The sequence below is a fragment of the Pseudomonas sp. Snoq117.2 genome (assembly GCF_900110545.1).
Classification (GTDB): domain Bacteria; phylum Pseudomonadota; class Gammaproteobacteria; order Pseudomonadales; family Pseudomonadaceae; genus Chryseomonas; species Chryseomonas benzopyrenica.
This window is the reverse complement of record NZ_FOED01000005.1, coordinates 97,031-117,754: the sequence shown is the minus strand read 5'-3', so window position 1 is coordinate 117,754 and position 20,724 is coordinate 97,031. Positions and strand designations below refer to the sequence as shown.

General features: G+C 65.5%; 19 protein-coding genes. 8 read left to right on the top strand and 11 right to left on the bottom strand.

The features are described from left to right. Window positions 1-8 precede the first annotated feature (8 nt). From sppA to rluC, 3 genes are read right to left on the bottom strand one after another with little or no spacing between them, the layout of a single operon-like run. On the bottom strand, window positions 9-1,001 hold the full coding sequence (sppA, locus tag BMZ43_RS14460; RefSeq protein ID WP_068383800.1) for a signal peptide peptidase SppA: 993 nt from the start codon (window positions 999-1,001) through the stop codon (window positions 9-11). Next, a complete protein-coding gene (locus tag BMZ43_RS14455) occupies window positions 994-1,680 on the bottom strand; it encodes an HAD-IIIA family hydrolase (protein ID WP_068383798.1) in 687 nt (228 codons plus the stop codon). Before BMZ43_RS14455 ends, sppA begins: the two co-directional genes overlap by 8 nt. Then, window positions 1,673-2,626 carry a 23S rRNA pseudouridine(955/2504/2580) synthase RluC gene (gene rluC / locus BMZ43_RS14450; RefSeq protein ID WP_093254568.1) on the bottom strand — a complete coding sequence of 318 codons (954 nt, stop codon included), beginning with the start codon at window positions 2,624-2,626 and terminating at the stop codon, window positions 1,673-1,675. The genes BMZ43_RS14455 and rluC overlap by 8 nt, the downstream gene beginning before the upstream one ends. A gap of 705 nt (window positions 2,627-3,331) precedes the next feature. Between rluC and rne the strand changes: the two genes are divergently transcribed. Beyond that, window positions 3,332-6,658, top strand: a complete 3,327-nt coding sequence (gene rne, locus BMZ43_RS14445; protein WP_093254565.1) for a ribonuclease E — start codon at window positions 3,332-3,334, stop codon at window positions 6,656-6,658. A gap of 510 nt (window positions 6,659-7,168) precedes the next feature. On the opposite strand, the gene rpsI is transcribed toward rne, so the two are convergent. The 6 genes from rpsI to BMZ43_RS14415 form a co-directional block, all read right to left on the bottom strand. Beyond that, window positions 7,169-7,561 carry a 30S ribosomal protein S9 gene (rpsI, locus tag BMZ43_RS14440; RefSeq protein WP_017640910.1) on the bottom strand — a complete coding sequence of 131 codons (393 nt, stop codon included), beginning with the start codon at window positions 7,559-7,561 and terminating at the stop codon, window positions 7,169-7,171. A gap of 15 nt (window positions 7,562-7,576) precedes the next feature. Continuing rightward, window positions 7,577-8,005, bottom strand: a complete 429-nt coding sequence (rplM, locus tag BMZ43_RS14435; RefSeq protein ID WP_007160609.1) for a 50S ribosomal protein L13 — start codon at window positions 8,003-8,005, stop codon at window positions 7,577-7,579. Window positions 8,006-8,212: 207 nt separating this feature from the next. Further along, entirely contained in the window at window positions 8,213-8,914 is a 702-nt protein-coding gene (nfi, locus tag BMZ43_RS14430; RefSeq protein WP_017640911.1) for a deoxyribonuclease V, read from the bottom strand. Window positions 8,915-8,968: 54 nt separating this feature from the next. After that, a complete protein-coding gene (gene zapE, locus BMZ43_RS14425; protein ID WP_017640912.1) occupies window positions 8,969-10,063 on the bottom strand; it encodes a cell division protein ZapE in 1,095 nt (364 codons plus the stop codon). Between the two features lie 86 nt (window positions 10,064-10,149). Beyond that, entirely contained in the window at window positions 10,150-11,496 is a 1,347-nt protein-coding gene (locus tag BMZ43_RS14420) for a tryptophan--tRNA ligase (RefSeq protein WP_068383794.1), read from the bottom strand. 33 nt (window positions 11,497-11,529) lie between these two features. Further along, window positions 11,530-12,165, bottom strand: a complete 636-nt coding sequence (locus tag BMZ43_RS14415; protein WP_026083826.1) for an alpha/beta hydrolase — start codon at window positions 12,163-12,165, stop codon at window positions 11,530-11,532. A 185-nt stretch (window positions 12,166-12,350) separates the two neighbouring features. Between BMZ43_RS14415 and BMZ43_RS14410 the strand changes: the two genes are divergently transcribed. From BMZ43_RS14410 to BMZ43_RS14390, 5 genes are all read left to right on the top strand, one after another. Further along, a complete protein-coding gene (locus tag BMZ43_RS14410) occupies window positions 12,351-12,791 on the top strand; it encodes a Z-ring associated ZapG family protein (protein ID WP_007160614.1) in 441 nt (146 codons plus the stop codon). A gap of 131 nt (window positions 12,792-12,922) precedes the next feature. Further along, on the top strand, window positions 12,923-13,285 hold the full coding sequence (locus BMZ43_RS14405) for an ArsC family reductase (protein WP_017640000.1): 363 nt from the start codon (window positions 12,923-12,925) through the stop codon (window positions 13,283-13,285). Window positions 13,286-13,359: 74 nt separating this feature from the next. Continuing rightward, window positions 13,360-14,394 (top strand): 2,3,4,5-tetrahydropyridine-2,6-dicarboxylate N-succinyltransferase, encoded by a 1,035-nt coding sequence (gene dapD / locus BMZ43_RS14400; RefSeq protein WP_042137936.1) that lies wholly within the window; start codon window positions 13,360-13,362, stop codon window positions 14,392-14,394. A 50-nt stretch (window positions 14,395-14,444) separates the two neighbouring features. Beyond that, complete coding sequence (locus BMZ43_RS14395) at window positions 14,445-15,653, top strand: aminotransferase class V-fold PLP-dependent enzyme (RefSeq protein WP_093254561.1); 1,209 nt, start codon at window positions 14,445-14,447, stop codon at window positions 15,651-15,653. Next, entirely contained in the window at window positions 15,650-16,048 is a 399-nt protein-coding gene (locus BMZ43_RS14390) for a SufE family protein (protein ID WP_093254558.1), read from the top strand. Before BMZ43_RS14395 ends, BMZ43_RS14390 begins: the two co-directional genes overlap by 4 nt. Here BMZ43_RS14390 and tadA read toward each other — a convergent pair. Beyond that, window positions 16,045-16,548 carry a tRNA adenosine(34) deaminase TadA gene (gene tadA / locus BMZ43_RS14385; protein WP_093254555.1) on the bottom strand — a complete coding sequence of 168 codons (504 nt, stop codon included), beginning with the start codon at window positions 16,546-16,548 and terminating at the stop codon, window positions 16,045-16,047. The two genes, BMZ43_RS14390 and tadA, sit on opposite strands and share 4 nt — an antisense overlap. Window positions 16,549-16,801: 253 nt before the next feature. Here tadA and BMZ43_RS14380 point away from each other — a divergent pair, with 253 nt between their 5' ends. Further along, window positions 16,802-19,024, top strand: coding sequence for an ATP-binding protein (locus tag BMZ43_RS14380; protein ID WP_093254553.1), 2,223 nt, complete (start codon window positions 16,802-16,804; stop codon window positions 19,022-19,024). 201 nt (window positions 19,025-19,225) lie between these two features. Continuing rightward, window positions 19,226-19,813, top strand: coding sequence for a LysE family translocator (locus BMZ43_RS14375; RefSeq protein ID WP_093254550.1), 588 nt, complete (start codon window positions 19,226-19,228; stop codon window positions 19,811-19,813). Here the strand turns inward: BMZ43_RS14375 and BMZ43_RS14370 are convergent. Then, on the bottom strand, window positions 19,793-20,617 hold the full coding sequence (locus BMZ43_RS14370; RefSeq protein WP_093254547.1) for an AraC family transcriptional regulator: 825 nt from the start codon (window positions 20,615-20,617) through the stop codon (window positions 19,793-19,795). The genes BMZ43_RS14375 and BMZ43_RS14370 overlap by 21 nt on opposite strands. Window positions 20,618-20,724 lie beyond the last annotated feature (107 nt).

Sequence of the window (20,724 nt, the reverse complement as noted above, 5' to 3'; positions counted from 1 at the left end):
ACGCTGCCCTAGCGCAGCGTCGGACCCTGCCAGCCCATATAGAGGGCCAGACGCTCGGCGACGCTGGCGCCCAGGCGCTTGGCGAAGCGATCAAAGGGCGAATCTTCCTGGGTATAGTCCACCAGCCGCTCTTGCTTGATCACATCCCGCGCCACGTAGCTGGCACTGCCCAGGCCATCGATCAGTCCCAGGGTCAGGGCTTGCTCGCCGGACCAGACCAATCCGGAGAACAACTCGGGATGACCCTCGACCTTGAGCCGGTCGCCACGCCCTTTCTTGACGCTGTCGATGAACTGCTGATGGGTGGTATCCAGCACCTGCTGCCAGAAGCGGGTTTCCTCGGGCTTCTGCGGCTGGAAGGGATCGAGGAAAGCCTTGTGCTCGCCAGAGGTGTAGACGCGCCGCTCCACACCCAGCTTTTCCATGGTGCCGACGAAGCCGAAGGAAGCCGCGGTCACGCCGATGGAGCCGACCAGGCTGGCCTTGTCGGCATAGATGGCATCGGCCGCACTGGCCACATAGTAGGCGCCCGAGGCACCCAGGTCGGTGATCACCGCGTACAGCTTGATGTCCGGATGCAGGCCGCGCAGGCGCTTGATCTCGTCATAGATGTAGCCGGATTGCACCGGACTGCCGCCTGGGCTGTTGATGCGCAGTACCACGCCACGGGTGTTGCTGTCGTCGAAGGCCTTGCGCAGGGCCGTAACTACATTGTCGGCACTGGCCTTCTCGTCGTCGGCGATCACGCCCTTGAGCTCGATGAGCGCGGTATGGGCACCGGACTCGGTCACCCCACCCTTCTTGCCCAACGACAGCAGCGGCGTGAACAGCACCAGCATGACGATCAGGTAGGCGAAGGTCAGCAGCTTGAAAAAGATGCCCCAGCGCCGCGCCCGCCGCTGCTCGCGCACACTGGCGAGCATGGTCTTCTCGATCAGGGCCCAGGTCTTGTCGTCCGCCGGACGCGCACGCCCATTGTCTTCCTTCCACTCGTCAGCCATGCCCTACCTCACTCCTGCCCACAACGTTGTCACCCAGCCACAGCGCCAGGTCCGCGAAAGCTTCGATCACCAGGCGCGGTCCGAAATCCCTCAGCACCTCGGCCGGCTGGGCACCATAGGCGACCCCGACCGCAGCGACCCCGGCACGCCGGGCCATTTCCAGGTCGAACACCGCATCTCCCACCAGCAGGGCACGCTCCGGGGCGACACCGCAATGGGCGAGGATCTCCTGCACCATCTGCGGATCGGGCTTGCCAGCTGTCTCGTCGGCGCAACGGGTGATATCGAAGAACTCGCTCAGGCCATGCTGCTGCAGCGAGCGGGCCAGCCCACGCCGGCTCTTTCCGGTCGCCACGGCCAGTTGGTAACCCTGGGCGCGAAAGCGCTGCAGCCCACTCATCACCTCCGGAAACAGCGGCGATGCCTCCTGCTCGCGGCGGACGAACTCGGCGCTGTAGGCATCGCGAAAGCCCTCGATCTGCGCCGGAGTCACCAGCTGCGGATAGAGGGTCTGGATGGCCGCGACCAGCTCCAGGCCGATGATGCCCTTGATGGCCACGTCGCTACGCGGCGGCAGCCCCAGCTGTTCGGCCGCCACGTGCATCACCTCGACGATCCGGCCGATGGAATCTGCCAGGGTGCCGTCCCAGTCGAAGATCAGCAGCTGGTAGTCAGGCATCCAGCCGCTCCAGCGTCTGGCTCCAGGTGCCGTCGACCGGCGCTTCCAGGCGCAGCTCACCACCTTCGGGCAAGGGGATCACCAGACTCGCCGAGTGCAGGAACAGCCGCTTGCCGCCCAGCTCGCGAATCTCCTGGGAGAAGTCTTCATCACCGTATTTGGGATCACCGGCGATGGCGTGCCCGGCGTGACGGGCATGGACGCGGATCTGATGGGTACGACCGGTCACCGGCCGCGCCTCGACCAGGGTGGCGAATTCCCCATAGCGCCGCAGCACGCGGAATTCGGTGAGCGCTTCCTTGCCTTCGTCGTTGACCTCGACCATGCGCTCGCCGGATCTGAGGGTGTTCTTCAGCAGCGGCGCATTGATTTTCTTCTTGGCCGCCGGCCAATGGCCGCGCACCAGGGCGTGATAGCGCTTGTTGACGCCATCGCCACGCAAGGCCTCGTGCAGGAAACGCAGCATGCTGCGTTTCTTGGCGATCATCAGCAGGCCCGAGGTATCCCGGTCGAGGCGATGGACCAGCTCGATGTCGCGGGCCTCGGGACGCAGCTGGCGAAAGACCTCGATGACCCCGCCGGTCAGGCCACTGCCGCCGTGTACGGCGATCCCGGCCGGCTTGTTGATGACGATGAGGGCCTTGTCCTCGTGGACGATGGACTCTTCCAGCCGCTCGAGCAGCCCCTTGGCCAGGGGTGCCGGCTCGCCGGGCTCGGACAGCCGCAGCGGCGGTACGCGAATCTGGTCGCCGGCCTGTAGACGATAGTCGGGCTTGATGCGCCCCTTGTTCACCCGCACTTCGCCCTTGCGCAGGATGCGATAGATGAGGGTCTTGGGCGCGCCCTTGAGTTGGGTACGCAGGAAGTTGTCGATACGCTGGCCGGCATAGTCGGCGGGCACATCGAGCAGTTGAACGCCGGTGCTGGGAGAAGGAGGCTTAGTCATCGGCAGATGATAGCAATTTTCCCTTATTTGAAGCACTTAAAGCTTGCTGCTATAGTCCGGAGGCGGTTATCAGTCCTGTCTGGATGGCACCGCTCGCGAGGCCGTCGATTCCGCCCGCGAATAATAGGCTGCAAATGCAATAGTCACTGGACGTCTGGCCGTCCAGCAGACCGCCGACTCTGCCCAAGGGGGTGAGTGGCGAGCTGCGATCCGCCTGGTAACCAAGGCAGCGGCACCCAGGGTGCCAGCTGTAAAACGACAACCGCTCCGGACCTTGCGGGCGGCACCAGATTCCTGAAGATTGTGTGCAGGATGGAGATGCACAACCAGCGTATCGCGTAGCCTGACAGTACGCCTGCAGCCCGCTTCGCGCCCAGCTTCGGCCAAGGTGACGATCGCAGGTGGAAGCCTCAAGGCCAACGGCCGATGCTCCAACCGCGACACCTGACACGAATCCCGCGACGACCCGGCTGCCCGAGCCTTTCGGCTGTCACGCCCGCACCATGCCTGGTTGATTCCTCCTTCTGCGGAGCTGCAAAGGCAGTCGCTCAAGCGCCTGCAGGAGACGTAGTCGCGGCACGCCCCCGGGCCTGCTGCTGGACACGAAGACCGGAGCTACTCCGGTTTCGATACGACCCCGTGCACCCTTCTCCTGAATCCTGTTGCCACCACGCGGGCCGAGAGCCTGGAACGTAGTGGTATTACATGAAGAGAATGCTCATCAACGCGACCCAGCCCGAGGAATTGCGGGTTGCCTTGGTCGACGGTCAACGCCTGTTCGATCTGGACATCGAGTCCGGAGCCCGCGAACAGAAAAAGGCCAACATCTACAAAGGCCGCATCACCCGCATCGAACCCAGCCTGGAAGCCGCCTTCGTCGACTTCGGGGCCGATCGCCACGGCTTCCTGCCGCTGAAGGAAATCTCCCGGGAATACTTCAAGAAGAACCCGGAAGGCCGCGTCAACATCAAGGAAGTGCTCTCCGAAGGCCAGGAAGTAGTCGTCCAGGTCGAAAAGGAAGAGCGCGGCAACAAGGGCGCCGCCCTGACCACCTTCATCAGCCTTGCCGGTCGCTACCTGGTGCTGATGCCCAACAATCCCCGCGCGGGCGGCATCTCCCGTCGCATCGAGGGTGAAGAGCGCAACGAACTGCGCGAAGCCCTGAACGGCCTGAACGCTCCGGGCGACATGGGCCTGATCGTGCGCACCGCAGGCCTGGGCCGCAGCACCGAAGAGCTGCAGTGGGACCTCGATTACCTGCTGCAACTCTGGTCCGCCATCAACGAAGCCTCGGGCGAGCGCAAGGGTCCCTTCCTGATCTATCAGGAAAGCAACGTCATCATTCGCGCCATCCGCGACTACCTGCGCCAGGACATCGGCGAGGTCCTGGTCGACAGCGTCGAAGCCCAGGAAGAGGCCCTGAGCTTCATCCGCCAGGTGATGCCGCAGTACGCCAGCAAGATCAAGCTGTACCAGGACAGCGTCCCGCTGTTCAATCGCTTCCAGATCGAAAGCCAGATCGAGACCGCCTTCCAGCGCGAAGTGAAGCTGCCGTCGGGTGGCTCCATCGTCATCGACCCCACCGAAGCCCTGGTGTCCATCGACATCAACTCGGCGCGCGCCACCAAGGGTGGCGACATCGAAGAAACCGCCCTGCAGACCAACCTGGAAGCGGCTGAGGAAATCGCCCGCCAGCTGCGCCTGCGCGACATCGGCGGCCTGATCGTCATCGACTTCATCGACATGACCCCGGTCAAGAACCAGCGCGCCGTGGAAGATCGTGTCCGCGAAGCCCTGGAAGCCGACCGCGCCCGCGTGCAGATCGGTCGCATCTCGCGCTTCGGCCTGCTGGAAATGTCCCGTCAGCGCCTGCGCCCTTCCCTGCGGGAAACCAGCGGCATCGTCTGCCCCCGTTGCAACGGCCAGGGCATCATCCGCGATGTGGAATCCCTGTCGCTGGCCATCCTGCGCCTGATCGAGGAAGAAGCCCTCAAGGATCGCACCGCCGAGGTCCGTGCCCACGTACCCATCCAGGTCGCGTCCTTCCTGCTCAACGAGAAGCGCAACAGCATCACCAAGATCGAGTTGCGTACCCGCGTGCGCATCATCATCCTGCCGGACGATCACATCGAGACCCCGCACTTCGAAGTGCAGCGTCTGCGTGACGACAATCCCGAGCTGCTGAACAGCCAGTCCAGCTACGAGATGGCCAATACCGAAGCCGAAGAGGTGCAACCGGTCAGCTCCACCCGCACCCTGGTGCGCCAGGAAGCGGCGGTGAAGGTCGCGCCCGAGCGCGCGCCGGCCCCTACTCCGGTCACCGCCGAAGTGGTGGCGCCCGCCGCCCCCGCAGCCAAGGCCACTGCCGAGCCGAACCTGTTCAAGGGCCTGGTGAAGTCCCTGGTCAGCCTGTTCGCCGGCAAGACCGAAGAGCAGCCGATGGCCGATAAGGCCGTTGCCGCGCCGGTCGCCGCCAAGAGCAGCGACGAGCAGCGCAGCCAGGACGAGCGCCGCAACGGTCGCCAGCAGAATCGCCGCCGCGAAGGCCGTCGTGACGACGAGCGCAAGCCGCGTGAAGAGCGTCAGCCCCGCGCCGACCGTGGCGAGCGTAGCGAGCGCCCGGCCCGCGAAGAGCGCAAGCCGCGTGAAGAGCGTCAGCCCCGCGAAGAGCGTCAGGCCCGTGAAGATCGTCCGGCTCGCGAGGAGCGTCAGCCCCGTGAAGAGCGCGCCAACCGCGAAGAGCGTCAACCGCGTGAAGAACGCCAGCCCCGCGAGGAGCGTCAGCCGCGCGAAGAGCGTCAGCCCCGTGAGGAGCGCGCCAATCGCGAAGAGCGCCAGCCGCGTGAAGAGCGTCAGTCCCGCGAAGAGCGCCAACCTCGTGAGGAGCGTCAGCCGCGCGAAGAGCGCGTGAGTGCCGAAGAGCGTCCGGCTCGCGAAGAGCGCAAGCCGCGTGAAGAGCGTCAACCGCGCGAAGAACGCAAGGTGCGCGAAGAGCGTCAGGAAGCGGCCAGTGCCGAAGAGCTGAACGAAGAAGAGGTACTGGACGGCAACGAGGAGCTGGAAGAAGGCGAAGAGCGTCCGCGTCGCCGTTCCCGCGGTCAGCGTCGTCGCAGCAACCGTCGCGAGCGTCAGCGTGATGCCAACGGCAACTTCATCGAAGACGAAGAGCAGAGTACTGCAGCCACCGATGCCCCTGTCGCGCCGGCCGCGGTCGCCCTGGGTACCGCCGTCGTGGTCAGCGAAAGCGTGACCGCCATTGCTACCCAGGAAGAGGTTCGTGACGTTCGCCAGCAGGAACCGACATTCGCTGCCGACACCACTCCTGCCGCCGCCGAAGCGACTCAGGAAGCTGCGCTGGAGCAGCCTGCCGCCGACGCCCCTGCCCAGCCGGAGATTCTCACCCCCCAGGTGAGCCAGCTGCAGGACGAGCGTGCACCGCATCAGGAAGTGGAAATCGCCGCACCGGTCGCCGAGCAGGTCGCTCCGGTAACTGCAACCGCGCCCATCCCCACAGCACCGGTCGAGACCGACGCGGCAGAATCGGCTGCAGGTCGCGCCTCCAATGATCCGCGCGAGCGTCGTCGCCGTGAGCGCCTGGCCCGTGAAGCTGAGGCTGCCCGTGCCAAGCAGGCCGAGCAGGCCGAGCAGGCCGAGCAGGATGCGCAAGCCCCTGCCCTGGGCGCCATCGCGGAAACCGAGAAAACCTTCGCTACCGCAGCGGTAGGGACCGTAGAGCCGCAGCAGGCACCCGAGGCTCAGCCCGTCCAGGCCGCCGAAGAGCTGCCCGCCGCTGAAGCCGAGTCCGCGCCAATCGTGGTGGAAGAGCCCGTCGAAGTCGTGCCTAGCCCTGCCCAGGAAGAAGCGGCCAACGTCGCCCTGACCGGTGAGCACGATAGCTCCGCCGAAGCCCCCAAGGCCGACACGGTGCAGGCAGATGAAGCCGCTCAGGCCGACACGGTGCAGGCAGATGAAGCCGCTCAGGCCGAGATCGACCGCAAGCGTAACGAGTCGCGGGAAAACCACACCCGCTGATTCTGGCGGTAGATGAAAAAGGGCGCCTTGGCGCCCTTTTTCATGCCCGGAATTCAAGGAGGTGCCAGGGCCTGCGGTAGCTGGTAAGCCCCACCCACGCCGCCCGGATACATCCCCACGGGTTGGCGCTGAGCGTAGCAAAGCCCAATGCTAGCAGGGATGCATTGCCTGTTGGGCTTCGACGATAGAGCCGTATCAGCCCAACCTACGTTGCCTGGGTAACCCCCCGTAGGTTGGCGCTGAGCGTAGCAAAGCCCAATGCCAGCAGGGATGCATTGCTTGCTTGCTGGGCTTCGACGATAGAGCCGTCTCAGCCCAACCTACGTTGCCCAGGCATACTCCCGTAGGTTGGCGCTGAGCGTAGCGAAGCCCAACGCCTCAAGGTACGGTCGCTGCCGGACTTCGGCGGTGGAGCTGCCTCAGCCCAACCTACGACATCCCTGCTGGAAAAATGCCGGGCATAAAAAAACCCAGCCGCTTGGCTGGGTTTTTCGAGCGTATCCCGAAGGATTAACGCTTGGAGTACTGCGGACGCTTACGCGCTTTGCGCAGACCGACTTTCTTACGCTCGACTTCACGGGCGTCACGAGTGACGTAACCGGCTTTGCGCAGGGAGCTGCGGTAGCCTTCGTCATACTCGATCAGAGCGCGGGTGATGCCGTGACGGATAGCACCGGCCTGACCGCTCACACCACCGCCAGCGACGGTAACGTAGATGTCGAACTTCTCCAGGGTCTCGGTCAGCTCGAGGGGCTGACGCACGACCATGCGCGCGGTTTCGCGGCCGAAGAAGGTGTCCAGAGCGCGATCGTTGATGGAGATCTTGCCAGTGCCCGGACGGAGGAAGACACGAGCGGTGGCAGTCTTACGACGGCCGGTACCGTAATTTTGAGTTGCCGACATGTTGTACTATCCCGATTAAAACTTGAGTTCTTGGGGCTGCTGAGCGGTGTGCGGATGGTTCGCACCCTTGTACACCTTGAGCTTGCGATACATGTCGCGGCCCAGCGGGTTCTTCGGCAGCATACCCTTGACGGCGGTCTCGATGACGCGCTCGGGAGCACGGGCGATCAGCTTTTCGAAGTTGATCGACTTGATGCCACCCGGGAAACCGGAGTGATGGTAGTACATCTTGTCGGTAGTCTTGGCACCGGTCACACGAACCTGCTCGGCGTTGATGACGACGATGTAGTCGCCGGTGTCAACGTGAGGAGTGTATTCGGGCTTGTGCTTGCCACGCAGGCGAGTGGCGATTTCAGTAGCCAGACGACCCAGAGTCTGGCCAGCAGCGTCGACGACGTACCAGTCGCGCTTAACGGTTTCCGGTTTTGCGGTGAAAGTTTTCATTCTCTATGGCCTCAGAGGCCGCCCTGGTAAAAAGACGGCAAATTCTACACAACAGTGCAACCCCAGACAAGTCAGGGGCAGCCGGAAACAGACGCTCTTCGGGGGCTCGGGTCGGCGTCCGCTACGGCGATCTCGGCAGGCTTAGGCATCCCCCGCCAAGAAAGCTGCGGCATGATACCCGCTCAGGGTAAAAAAGCAAGCAGAGAATCAGAAGGAAAAGAGCGCCTGGGTAGCCGCCGAGCCCTGACGGCGTGAGGCCAGGTGGTCTGCCAGCCGTGTGGGTTCCGGCAGGCGGTGGCGTCTGACGCAGGCCATGACCAGCGCGGGCGCGGTGGCCAGACTGACCCGGTGGCCGGGCGAGACGATCAGCGGCTTGACCCGATCCTTGCTGCGCAGCACCGTACCTATCACCCCACCCTCGCGATTCAGCAAGTCGACCTGGCTGCCGCGCGTCTCGGCGAGTTCGCCGTGGTGGCCAGTGAGGATTTTCTTGGCCACGCCAATCGTCGGCAGACCGGTGACCACGCCCAGATGGGCGGCAATACCCAATCGGCGTGGATGGGCGATGCCGTGGCCATCGCAGAACACCAGCTCGGGGGTCTCTGGCAATTCCGCCAAGGCCTGGAGCAACGCCGGCAGTTCGCGAAAGGACAGCAAGCCTGGCACATAGGGCATCACGGTGGGGATGCGGGCGACGGCATGGGCCAGCGGCTGCAAGGTCTCGGCATCCAGCAGAACGGCGACCGCGCGGGTGATCTCGCCGCCCTCCTCGAAGCCTACATCGACACCGGCATAACGCCGCGGCGAGCCGAAGTCGTCGTGCAACAGGACCTGCTTGGCCAGTTGCTTTTGCAGGATGCGCGCCTGGGTAGGCGAGCCATCCCAATCGGCGAAGGGGTCAGAATTCACACGTACCTCCCGAAAACCTGGGTCAAAGGATTGATCCTTCAACCCAGCCAGGGTTCAGGGCTTGTGCGGTCGAGCGAGGTACTCGTGGGACTGCATTTCCAGCAGACGGCTGAGGGTGCGCTGGAATTCGAACTCCAGGCGGCCACCCGAATAGAGGTCCTTGAGTTCGACCTCGGCGGACAGGATCAGCTTGACCTGGCGATCGTAGAATTCGTCGACCAGGTTGATGAAGCGCCGCGCCATGTCGTCCTTGAGCGCATCCATCTGCTCGACGTTGCTGACCAGCACCGTCTGGAAGATCTTGCCCAGCTCGATGTAGTCGTTCTGGCTGCGCGGACCGTCGCAGAGGGCGCGGAAATCGAACCAGGCGACGTCTTCGCAGGTGCGGCGGGCGCGAATCTCGCGATTCTCGATCATCAGCGGCACGTCTTCGCAGAGGTCGTTGCACTCGACGGTGAGCGAACGGAAGCTCTTGGCCATCGCGGCCTCGACCTCCTCACTCAGCGGATAGTGAAAGAGCTGGGCCTGCTCCAGGGCGCGCAGGCGATAGTCCACGCCGCTGTCGACGTTGACGATCTCGGTGTGCTCCTTGAGCAAGGCGATGGCCGGCAGGAAGCGCGCGCGCTGCAGACCGTCCTTGTAGAGGCCGTCGGGGACGATGTTCGAGGTGGCGACCAGACTCACGCCGTTCTTGAACAGCTCTTCGAGCAGCGTCGCCAGGATCATGGCATCGGTGATGTCGGAGACGAAGAATTCGTCGAAGCAGATCACCCGCGCCTCGTCGGCGAAGCGCCGGGCGATGATGGTCAGGGGATTCTTCTCGCCCTTGAGGGTGCGCAACTCTTCATGCACGCGCTTCATGAAGCGATGGAAGTGAGTGCGCATCTTCTGCTTGAACGGCAGGGCGTCATAAAAGGTATCGACCAGATAGGTCTTGCCGCGCCCTACCCCACCCCAGAAATACAGCCCCTTGACCGGCGTGACCGTCTTGCGCCCGAGCAGCTTGCCGAACAGGCCGCCCTTGGCCGCGGGCTCGGCGAGCAATTCATCATAGAGGCGCTGCAGATGGCGGACGGCCTCTTCCTGGGCAGCATCGTAGAAAAACTCCGGGCGCTTGAGGTCGGCCTGGTAACGCTCGAGGGGGGTCATGGCGGCTTCTGGTCGGGTGGGAAAAAAGGGTGGTCACTGTAATGGCGGTCCCTGGCGTTGACAACGCCGGGGACCGCGGGTGCCCTTTAGGCTTCGGCCAATTGCGCCAGGGCGGCGCGGGTGCGCTCGACAAGGGCGTCACGGGTGGCGGGGGAATCGCTGGCGACGCCTTCGGCCACCACCTGATCGTCCAGCAGCAGCTGGAAGCCATTGCCGTCTCCCGCCACGACACTGGCCGGCGTCGCGACCAGCTGCTTGCTGGTGATGCCGGCGGTCTTGGCTTCGGCGAAGGGGATCGACAGCGCCAGTTCGGTGCCGTCGGTGTCGAGCAGGCGGAAACGGAAGCTATCGCCTTCACGGAAGCTGACGAAGCGGGCGGTCTTGTTGGTCTTCTTCTTGGTGCTGCCGACGGCGACCTGGGTCTTGAGCGAGCGCAGGCCCACGGCTTCGCGCAGTTCGCCGAGGAAGGGCGTGGCATCGCGGCGGGCCTTGGCGGCGCCGGCCAGCAGGATGTCTTCCAGATCGTCGGGACGGGCGATCAGCGCCGCATAGCGCTCGCGGGCCTCGCCCAGCTCGGCGTCAAGCAGCTCGAACAGCTGGCCCTTGGCTTCGCCCCAGGCCAGGCCGTCCTGCAGGGCCGCGCGGAAGGCCGCGCTCTGCTCGGGGGTGGCAAAGGCCTGGTAGAGGGTGAAGAGATGGGCGCTGTCGGGGTCCTTGGGCTCGCCGGGCAGGCGCGAGTCGGTGACGATGCGGGCGATGGCGTCCTTGAGCTGCTTGGCGCTGCCGAACAGCGGGATGGTGTTGTCGTAGCTCTTCGACATCTTGCGGCCATCGAGACCGGGCAAGGTGGAGACGCTTTCCTCGATCACCGCCTCGGGCAGCGCGAAGTAGTCGCGCCCGTTGCCGAACAGGTGGTTGAAGCGCTGACCGATGTCGCGAGCCATCTCCACGTGCTGGATCTGGTCGCGCCCGACCGGCACGCGCCGGGCGTTGAACATGAGGATGTCCGCGGCCATCAGCACCGGATAGCTGTAGAGCCCCATGGTGACCCCGGCATCGGGATCCTCGCCCTGCTCCAGGTTGCGGTCGACCGCGGCCTTGTAGGCATGGGCGCGATTGAGCAGGCCCTTACCGGCGACGCAGGTGAGCAGCCAGGTCAGTTCGGGGATCTCGGGGATGTCGGACTGGCGATAGAAGGTCACCCGCTGCGGATCCAGGCCGCTGGCCAGCCAGGTGGCGGCGATCTCCAGGCGCGAACGCTGGATGCGCGCCGGGTCGTCGCACTTGATCAGGGCATGGTAGTCGGCGAGGAAATAGAAGGAGTCGGCATCGTCGGCCAGGCTGGCGCGGATGGCGGGACGGATGGCCCCGGCATAGTTGCCCAGGTGCGGGGTACCGGTGGTGGTGATGCCAGTGAGGATGCGAGTGGTCATGGAGGCGCTGGAAATCCGAGAGACTAACGAGGGTCAGGCCTGCAGGCGGGGCAGGACCAGATCTTTGAGTTCGACGAGTTTGCCATGGAAGAAATGGCTGCAGTCGGCGACGCGGAGCAATTCGTGCGGCTGTTCGAGCGCGGCGGACCAGGCATAGACCCGCTCGGGGGTCACCACCTCGTCGGCCTCGGGCTGGATCACGGTGAGGCGCGCCCGTTGCGGCAGGCGGCCGTCGACCGCGAAACGCTCCACCGGCGGCGCCAGCATGAACAGCCGTTCCACCGCCACGCCCTCGCCTTCCAGGCGCCCGCCGAGGCAGGCGGCGACGCAGGAGCCGAAGGAGAAGCCGCAGAGGGTCAGGGGCAGGTCGGGATGGCGCTCGCGCAACCAGGCCAGGGCGGCCGCGGCATCGTCGATCTCGCCTTCGCCACCGGCATGCACGCCGGTGCTGGCGCCGACGCCGCGAAAGTTGAATCTGAGGGTGGCCTGGCCGGCATCCCGGGCGATGCGCTGCAGGGTGGCGACCACCTTGTTCTGCATGGCGCCGCCATGGAGCGGATGGGGATGACAGAGCAGGACCGCGCCGGTGGGGGCTTCAGGGCTCTGGTACAGCGCTTCCAGAGTGCCCGCGGGGCCCTCCAGCAGCAGGGGTTGTTCACGGGCTGACACGCTTGACTCCGTGATCCCGGACGAACAGTGCTCATCCAAGGAGTTGATTTTGATAGGGTCGATCCTGCGCGATGCCTGACTGCGGGGTATGATGACGCCCAGCGAATGGCAGAAGACGCAACCCAGTGTACAGGCTCGCCGGTCTGCCGTTACCGTAAAGCAAAGCCGCTCATAGAGGAAGTTTCGTGGAACAGTCGCTCACTACCTGGTTGTTGCCCCTGGTCGCGCTGCTGATCGGGGTCGGGATAGGTTTTCTGCTGGCACGCCTGGTGCCGGGTGCCGCGCCGAGCCGGGTGCAGCGCCAGCTGGATGATCTGCAGAAGAAGTTCGACGACTACCAGCACGAGGTCACCAGCCACTTCAGTACCACCGCCGGCCTGGTGCGCAAGCTCACCCAGACCTACCAGGACATGCAGTCGCACCTGTCCGAAGGCGCCGAGCGTCTGGCTCAGGACGAACTGACCCGTCAGCACCTGCTGGCCTCGCTGCACAGCGCCGAGCAGCGTTACCCGTCCAGTCGCGAGCGCATCGACGGTCCGACCGAAGCGCCGCGGGACTACGCGCCCAAGGGTGACGGTACCCCCGGCACCCTCGACGAAACCTACGGCGTGAAAAGCCGCGGTTGATCGCCAAGGCCGGGGACTCCCCGGCCTTCTGCTTTCCGGCCTCCACCCTCTTCACTCAGGGCGCGACGCCCGGCCCTTTTCCGGCCCGTCATGGCATAATCTGCGGTTGCAGTCTTTCGCAGGAGAACGCCATGCCCGCAGCGGCCAGTGGCCTGAGCCTCTACGGCATCAAGGCCTGTGACACCATGAAGAAGGCCCGCCAATGGCTCGACGAGCACGGCCAGGCCTATCACTTCCATGACTACAAGCAGAGCGGCATCGACCGCGAGCGGCTGGCGGCCTGGTGCGCGGAACATGGCTGGGACAAGGTGCTCAATCGCGCCGGCACCACCTTCCGCAAACTCGACGACGCCCAGAAGGCCGACCTCGACACCGCCAGGGCCATCGATCTGATGCTGGCGCAGCCTTCGATGATCAAGCGACCCGTGCTCGATCTCGGCGACCGTACCCTGCTGGGCTTCAAGCCCGAGTTCTATGCCGCGGCCCTGAACTGAACCCCGCGGCCACCGCCCCTACTACCGAACATCTCGCACCGACCGGATCGGTGCCTCTGCAAAGGAACAGTCTCATGTCGAATGCCCTCTTCAGTATCGCCTTCGGTGTCGGCACCCAGAATCGCCAGGACGCCTGGCTGGAAGTCTTCTATGCACAGCCCCTGCTGAATCCCCCGGCGGCGCTGGTCGAGGCGGTCGCGCCGCTGCTGGACTACCAGGGCGGCAACCAGGCTATCGCCTTCGCCCCGGCCCAGGCGCGCGGTCTGGCCGAAGCCCTCAAGGGCATCGATGCCGTGCAATCGGCGCTGCTGACCCGTCTGGCGGAAAGCACCAAGCCGCTGGTGGCCACCCTGCTGGCCGAAGACGCCGCGCCCGCCTCCACTCCCGAGGCCTACCTGAAGCTGCACCTGCTGTCCCATCGCCTGGTCAAACCCCATGGCCTGAACCTCAGCGGCATCTTCGCCCTGCTGCCCAACGTGGCCTGGACCAACCAGGGCGCCGTGGACCTGGCCGAGCTGCCGGCCGAGCAGTTGGAAGCGCGTCTGCGCGGCAAGTTGCTGGAAGTCTTCTCGGTGGACAAGTTCCCCAAGATGACCGACTACGTGGTGCCGGCCGGCGTGCGCATCGCCGATACCGCCCGCGTGCGTCTGGGTGCCTATGTGGGTGAAGGCACCACCGTGATGCACGAAGGCTTCGTCAACTTCAACGCCGGTACCGCCGGCCCCGGCATGATCGAAGGCCGCGTTTCCGCGGGCGTCTTCGTCGGCAAGGGCTCGGACCTGGGTGGTGGCTGCTCCACCATGGGCACCCTGTCGGGTGGTGGCAACATCATCATCAGCGTCGGCGAAGGCTGCCTGATCGGCGCCAACGCCGGCATCGGCATCCCACTGGGCGATCGCTGCACCGTGGAATCCGGTCTCTATGTCACCGCCGGGACCAAGGTGGCGGTGCTGGACGACCAGAACCAGCTGGTGCGGGTGGTCAAGGCCCGCGAATTGGCCGGTCAGAGCGATCTGCTGCTGCGCCGCAATTCGGAAACCGGCGCGGTCGAATGCAAGACCAACAAGACCGCCATCGAACTCAACGAAGCGCTGCACGCGCACAACTGAGTCCACAACCGGGCAGCCCGCGCCATGCGGGCTACCCCGGAGCTGTCGCCATGTCGCTACCCTCCCCTTGGAGAGCCGAATTTCCGGCTTTCACCGCGTTCGCCGCCGATGGCATCACCTATCTCGACAGCGCCGCCACGGCGCAGAAGCCCCAGGTGGTGCTGGATGCCCTGCTGGCCAGCTACCGCTTGGGCGCGGCCAATGTGCACCGGGCCCAGCACTGGGCGGCCGAGCGCACCACCGCTGCCTACGAAGGCGCCCGGGGGCGGATCGCCGCCTGGCTGGGCGCCGCCTCGCCGCACGAGGTGGTGCTGACCCGCGGTGCCACCGAGGCGCTCAACCTGCTGGCCTATGGTCTGGAAGACGCCCTTGCCGCCGGGGATGAGATCCTCATCAGTGCCCTGGAACATCACGCCAACCTGCTGCCCTGGCAGCAGTTGGCCCGGCGCAAGGGACTGCAGCTCAGGGTTATCCCCCTGACCCCGAGCGGTCATCTGGATCTGGAAGCCGCCGAGCGATTGCTGGGGCCGAGAACGCGCGTGGTCGCGGTCAGCCAGCTGTCCAATGTCCTTGGCACCTGGCAGCCGCTGGCGGAGCTCGCCGCCCTGGTACGGGCATGCTCGCCGGCCTGGCTGGTGGTGGACGGCGCCCAGGGCGCGGTCCACGGACGTCATCGCCCAGGCGACTTCGACGCCGATTTCTATGTCTTTTCCGGCCACAAGCTCTATGCGCCCGAGGCCATCGGCGTGCTCTGGGGCAAGGCCGACTGCCTGGCGCAGCTCAAGCCCTGGCAATTCGGTGGCGAGATGGTGCAGCACACCTCCTTCACCGACGCCCGCTTTCACGCTGCCCCCATGGGCTTCGAGGCGGGGACGCCGCCCATAGGGGCGGCCATCGCCCTGAGCGCGGCGGTCGACTGGCTTCAGGGCCAGGATGAGACGCTGATCCGCGGTCACGAGCAGGCCCTGAGTCTGAAGCTGCTGGCCGGGCTGGCCGCCCGCGAGGGTGTCCGGGTACTGGGCGAGCCGCAGATCGCCCTGGCCAGTTTCCAGGTAGCTGGCGTCGATGTCGGCGATCTTTCCCACCTGCTGGGTGAACAGGGCATCGCGGTGCGTGCCGGTCAGCACTGCGCCATGCCGCTGTTCCAGACCCTGCAGACGCCGGGTGCATTGCGGGTGTCCCTGGGCCTGTACAACGATGCCGAAGATCTGCAGCGCTTTTTCACGGCACTCGACAACGCTCTGGAGCTCTTGCGATGAATCTGCTTCCCGATGCAGCGGAAGCCCGCCGCGCCTTCGTCATCGCCAAGGGCTGGGAAGCGCGCTCGCGCCTGCTGCTGCAGTGGGCCGAGCGCCTGCCGGCGGTACGCGAAGAACGCGACGAGGATCTGGTACAGGGCTGCGAGAGCCGAGTACGACTGACCCATGAAGCCCAGGGCGATCGCCACTTCTTTCGCGCCAGCAGCGAATCTCGGGTACTCAAGGGGCTGCTCGCGGTGGTGCTGGTGCGGGCCAATGGCCTGACCCGCGACGAGTTGGGCCGTCTCGATATCCATGGCTGGCTGACCGAGCTGGGCCTGGAACGGCAGCTGTCGCAATCGCGCAGCAATGGCCTGAATGCGGTGCTCACGCGGATGCGCGAACTGGCGGCCTAACCCTCGCCAGCCACCGGATGGCGTCGCGCGCGAAAGAACTCGGTCAGCATCTGGCCGCAGGCCTCGGCCAGCACCCCGCCTTCCACTAGCACCCGATGGTTGAGAAAGTCCTGCTCGAAGAAGCGACCGCGACTCTGGGCCATGCCGGCGCGGGGCTCGCTGGCGCCATAGACCAGCCGCTGGATACGACTGTGGACGATCAGGCCGGCACACATGCTGCAGGGTTCGAGCGTCACATAGAGGGTCGCCCCCGGCAGCCGGTAGTTGGCCAGGCGCGCGGCGGCATCGCGGATGGCCTGCATCTCGGCGTGGGCGCTGGGATCATGGGCCCCGATGGGCCGATTGAACCCCCGGCCTATGACCTCTCCATCCAGCACCACCACCGCGCCGACTGGCACCTCGCCCTGCCCCGCGCCCTGCTCCGCCAGGGCCAGGGCCTCACGCATGAACAGGTCATCCCGGCTGCGGTCGATGATGGGCAAGGGACGGAAGCGGGCCATGTTGGGACTCTGGGCAAAAGCCCATGATACCGCCGTCAGGCAGGGAGGCCAGCCAGGACATCTCAGGTCAGTCCAAGAACCCTTCGTCCGAAAGAGAAGCGCAATAATCGTTATCGGCCACTGCGAATGCGAAACTAGTGCAACGGATGCTGAAACTGCGTGACCGGCATCACATTCACAGCCATTCGGTGCTAAAGCTTTAACAGGATCGCCCTGGAGCGGTCCTATTCAAGAGTTCATTTGAGACAGTCGCATGATTGCTGCACCTTCCGGTCAGTCGCTGCAAAGCTGCGAAAGCGAGCCGATCCGCATTCCAGGCGCTATCCAGGCACATGGCTATCTCATCGCTTTCGAGGAGGTGGAGGGGCTGGTCAAGCATGTCAGTCACAACCTGCCCGAGTTGCTGGGCAAGCCGCAGGTGGAGTTGCTGGGTCGGCCGCTGCAGCAGGTCCTGCCCGTCGATCTGTTGGAACAGGTGCGACAGGCGCTGACGCTGGAACATCTGGAAGAAGCCAATCCGTTGAGCTGGACGCGCCCGATTCGCGACATGGACGTGATCCTGCATCGCAATCATGGGCTGGTGTTCCTGGAATTCGAGCCGGATGACCACGGCGGTGTCGAGCCGGCGGGCCTGGCCCGCGCCCTGGCGCGTCTGCAACAGGCGCGCACCCTGCCCGAGCTGTGCGAAGGCGCGGTACGGGAAGTGCGGGCACTGACCGGCTTCGACCGGGTGGTGGTCTATCGTTTCGACGACGGTGGCGATGGTCAGGTGGTGGCCGAGGACCGCGTCGAGGATATCGACAGCTATCTGGGCATGCACTTCCCAGCAGCCGACATTCCTGCCCAGGCGCGGGCGCTCTATCATGAGAACTGGATCCGCAACATTCCCGACGCCCAGTACCAGGCAGTGCCCCTGGTGCCGGCCTTTCTACACGGCAGCGAGCGGGATCCGATCGACCTGACCCACGCCGTGCTGCGCAGCGTGTCGCCCATCCATTGCCAGTACGTGCGCAACCAGGGTCTGCGTGCCTCCATGAGCGTTTCGCTGATCAGCGACGACAAGCTCTGGGGGCTGATCAGCTGTGGCCATCGCGAGCCGCTGTACCTGCCCTATCGCACCCGGATGGCCTGCCGCTCGGTCGGGGTGCTGGTGTCCCTGATGATCCGCGCGCTGGAGAATCGCCAGGTCCAGCGCGAGATTGATGCCCGCGAGGCGCAATTGGCCGCGCTGATCCAGGGGATGTGCGACAGCCGCGGCGAGGTGCTCAGCGGCCTGTGCGAGCGGGCCACGGATCTGCTGGAGCTGGTGGATGCCACCGGTGTCGCGGTGCTGGTGGAGGACGAGCTCTGCAGCCTGGGCGAATGCCCCAGCGCGGAAGACATCCGTATCCTCGCCGCCTGGGTCACCGCCGAGATGGACGCCTCGGGCATCTATGCGACGCGCTGCCTGGCCGACGAACTGCCCGATGCCCGTCGCTACAGCGACCGGGCCAGCGGCGTCCTGGCGCTGGCGCTCCCCAAACCGGTACGTAACCTGGTGCTCTGGTTCCGCCCGGAGATCGTGACCACCGTGGTCTGGAGCGGTAATCCGGCCAAGCTGGAGCCCACGGCGCCCGTCTCGGGTCCTGGCCTCAACTATCCCCATCCACGGCGCTCCTTCGACGCCTGGAAGGAACTGGTACAGCTGCGCTCCCAGCGCTGGCGGCCATCCGACCTGTTCGCCGCCAAGGACCTGCGCCGTTCGGCCATCGAGCTGGACCTGGCGCGTCAGGTCGAGCGTGAGCGCCAGGCGGTACGCCTGCGCGACGAGATCGTCGCGGCGGTCTCCCACGACCTGCGCAGCCCCATCACCATTATCCTGATGAAGGTCGGGATGCTGCAGCGCCAGCTGGAAAAGCTGGCGCTGGGCGATGACCGCCTGCCCAGTTCGCTGGAGGTGATAGAGACCGCGGCCAACCGCATGAATGCCTTGATCAGCGACCTGCTGGACCTGTCGAAGATCGAATCCGATCGCCTGGCGCTGGATCTGAAGCAGGCGCGTCTGGCCGACGTCTGTGCGCAACCCATCCTGCTGTCGCGACCGCTGGCGGAGATCAAGTACATCAGCCTGGAATACGCGGCCGATCAGGATATTCAGGTGCTGGTGGAAGCCGAGCGCATCTTCCAGGTGCTGATGAATCTGCTGGGCAATGCCATCAAATTCACCGCGCCGGGTGGTCTGGTCCAACTGAGCATGCAGCGGGTCGGTCCCATGGCCCAGATCAGTGTGAGCGACAACGGTCGTGGCATGAGCCAGGCGCAGCAGGCGCGGGTCTTCGAGCGTTTCTGGCATGTGCAGGAAGACAACCCCACCGGCCATGGGCTGGGGCTGTATATCGCCAAGGGCATCGTCGAGGCCCATGGTGGCGAGCTGAGCGTCACCAGTACCCTGGGCGAGGGCAGTACCTTCACCTTCACCCTGCCCATCGCGCCCTAGCCGTCAGGACGTGAAAGAAGAAAGCCCCGATGGCCGACAGCGACGTTGAAACCACCGGGGGAGCGCTCGGCTCGCTGTAATGGACGTCAGCGAAACGCCGCGAATTCCCGCCTTTCGTCGGGCTCGAAGGGTCATTTTCTTCAATACGGCGGACGGTCACGCTCGCTAGGGTCAGGTTTGCGCAATCGACGAGACCTAGCGATGACCCTGATTCTATCCATGGCCACCTTTGCCCTGGTGGCTTCCCTTTCGCCCGGCCCGGTCAACCTGGTGGGCTTCAATACCGGCCTGACCCATGGCTGGCGCCCGGCCCTGTGGCATGTCGCGGGCGCCACCCTTGGCTTCGTGGTGTTGCTGGTGGCGGTTGGCCTTGGCCTGCATGGGGTGCTGGCGGCCTGGCCAATGCTGCTCTGGGTCTTGCGCGCGGCCGGCGCGCTCTTTCTGCTGTACCTGGCGTGGAAACTGGCGAGGGCCTCCGGGGACCTGGGCACCGGCCAGCTGCGGCACTGTCCGGGCTTTCGTGATGGCGCCCTGCTGCAGTGGCTCAATCCCAAGGCCTGGCTCGCCGCCGCGGCCGGGGTGGCGCTGTTCGTCGGCGAGGATCGCGGGCGCCTGGCGCTGTTCGCCGTCCTCTATCTGGTGATCTGCTTCGCCTCGCTCGCCTGCTGGGCGGTGGCCGGCGAATGGCTGCGCGGTCGCGCCCTGGCGGCGCCCCGCCTGCGCCTGCTCAATCGCGGCCTGGCGGTGCTGCTGGTGCTGTGCGCCGCCTCACTGCTGTGGGAGGGTTGAAGCGGCGCGGTACTGACCGGGAGTAGCCGCCACCAGGCGCTTGAAGGTGCGCTGCAGGTGGGCCTGGTCGGCGAAGCCAGTGGCCAGGGCGACCTCGGCCAGCTCCTCGCCCTGGCGCAGTCGTTGTCGCGCCAGGCGGATGCGGCGATCGATCAGGTAGGCGTGGGGCGTGAGGCCATAGTGGCGGCGGAAGCTGCGGATCAACTGGGTGGGCGAGAGATCTGCGACCTGGCTCAGTTGGTCGAGACTGACGCCTTCGGCGCAGTGGGCTTCGAGGAAGTCGGCGGCGCGACGCAGGCGGCGATCCTCGCGCCTTAGCGACATCGCAACGGGCGTGCGACCCAGGCGCGCCAGCACGGCTTCGAAGTACAGCAGCGCCCGGCTCTGGCGCTGCAGGGTGAGGCTGTCGGGGTCGACCAGGCATGCATGCAGCGCCTCCAACCCGGCGTACAGCTGGCCGTCCTGGGACAGCTGCACCGCCAGCGGCTGGAAGTCGTCGGCACCCGGGCGCTGTAGCTCGGCCAGCCAGCCAGCGTCCACATGCAGCATGCGATAGCGCCAGGCGTCCTCGCCCTGGGGATTGCAGGCATGGACGTCGCCGGGATTCATCAGCACCAGGGTACCCGCCCCTACCAGTTCGCGGGTCGGTCCATTGTGATAGCGGCTGCGCCCACCCAGCACGGTGCCGATGGAAAAGGTCTCGTGGGAATGAGGGGCATAGCAGAGCGCGCGACCGTCCTGGATGGAGCGGGCTTCGAGAAAGGGCAGCGCGGGATCGCGCCAGAAACTCGGGGTGGTGGTCATCATCCTTCTCCCCGCAAGGACCGCCAGTGCCCGGGCCGCCCCGGGAATCCAGCCGGTAGCTTAGAGGAAGGGCAACGCTCCCGCATCCAGGAGCGACCGACGCTGCG

Bases quoted from the DNA above. Each gene is read 5' to 3' on its own strand.
- sppA (WP_068383800.1), bottom strand. From the start codon at position 1,001: ATGGCTGACGAGTGGAAGGAAGACAATGGGCGTGCGCGTCCGGCGGAC.
- BMZ43_RS14455 (WP_068383798.1), bottom strand. From the start codon at position 1,680: ATGCCTGACTACCAGCTGCTGATCTTCGACTGGGACGGCACCCTGGCA.
- rluC (WP_093254568.1), bottom strand. From the start codon at position 2,626: ATGACTAAGCCTCCTTCTCCCAGCACCGGCGTTCAACTGCTCGATGTG.
- rne (WP_093254565.1), top strand. From the start codon at position 3,332: ATGAAGAGAATGCTCATCAACGCGACCCAGCCCGAGGAATTGCGGGTT.
- rpsI (WP_017640910.1), bottom strand. From the start codon at position 7,561: ATGTCGGCAACTCAAAATTACGGTACCGGCCGTCGTAAGACTGCCACC.
- rplM (WP_007160609.1), bottom strand. From the start codon at position 8,005: ATGAAAACTTTCACCGCAAAACCGGAAACCGTTAAGCGCGACTGGTAC.
- zapE (WP_017640912.1), bottom strand. From the start codon at position 10,063: ATGACCCCCCTCGAGCGTTACCAGGCCGACCTCAAGCGCCCGGAGTTT.
- BMZ43_RS14420 (WP_068383794.1), bottom strand. From the start codon at position 11,496: ATGACCACTCGCATCCTCACTGGCATCACCACCACCGGTACCCCGCAC.
- BMZ43_RS14405 (WP_017640000.1), top strand. From the start codon at position 12,923: ATGCCCGCAGCGGCCAGTGGCCTGAGCCTCTACGGCATCAAGGCCTGT.
- dapD (WP_042137936.1), top strand. From the start codon at position 13,360: ATGTCGAATGCCCTCTTCAGTATCGCCTTCGGTGTCGGCACCCAGAAT.
- BMZ43_RS14395 (WP_093254561.1), top strand. From the start codon at position 14,445: ATGTCGCTACCCTCCCCTTGGAGAGCCGAATTTCCGGCTTTCACCGCG.
- BMZ43_RS14390 (WP_093254558.1), top strand. From the start codon at position 15,650: ATGAATCTGCTTCCCGATGCAGCGGAAGCCCGCCGCGCCTTCGTCATC.
- tadA (WP_093254555.1), bottom strand. From the start codon at position 16,548: ATGGCCCGCTTCCGTCCCTTGCCCATCATCGACCGCAGCCGGGATGAC.
- BMZ43_RS14380 (WP_093254553.1), top strand. From the start codon at position 16,802: ATGATTGCTGCACCTTCCGGTCAGTCGCTGCAAAGCTGCGAAAGCGAG.
- BMZ43_RS14375 (WP_093254550.1), top strand. From the start codon at position 19,226: ATGACCCTGATTCTATCCATGGCCACCTTTGCCCTGGTGGCTTCCCTT.
- BMZ43_RS14370 (WP_093254547.1), bottom strand. From the start codon at position 20,617: ATGACCACCACCCCGAGTTTCTGGCGCGATCCCGCGCTGCCCTTTCTC.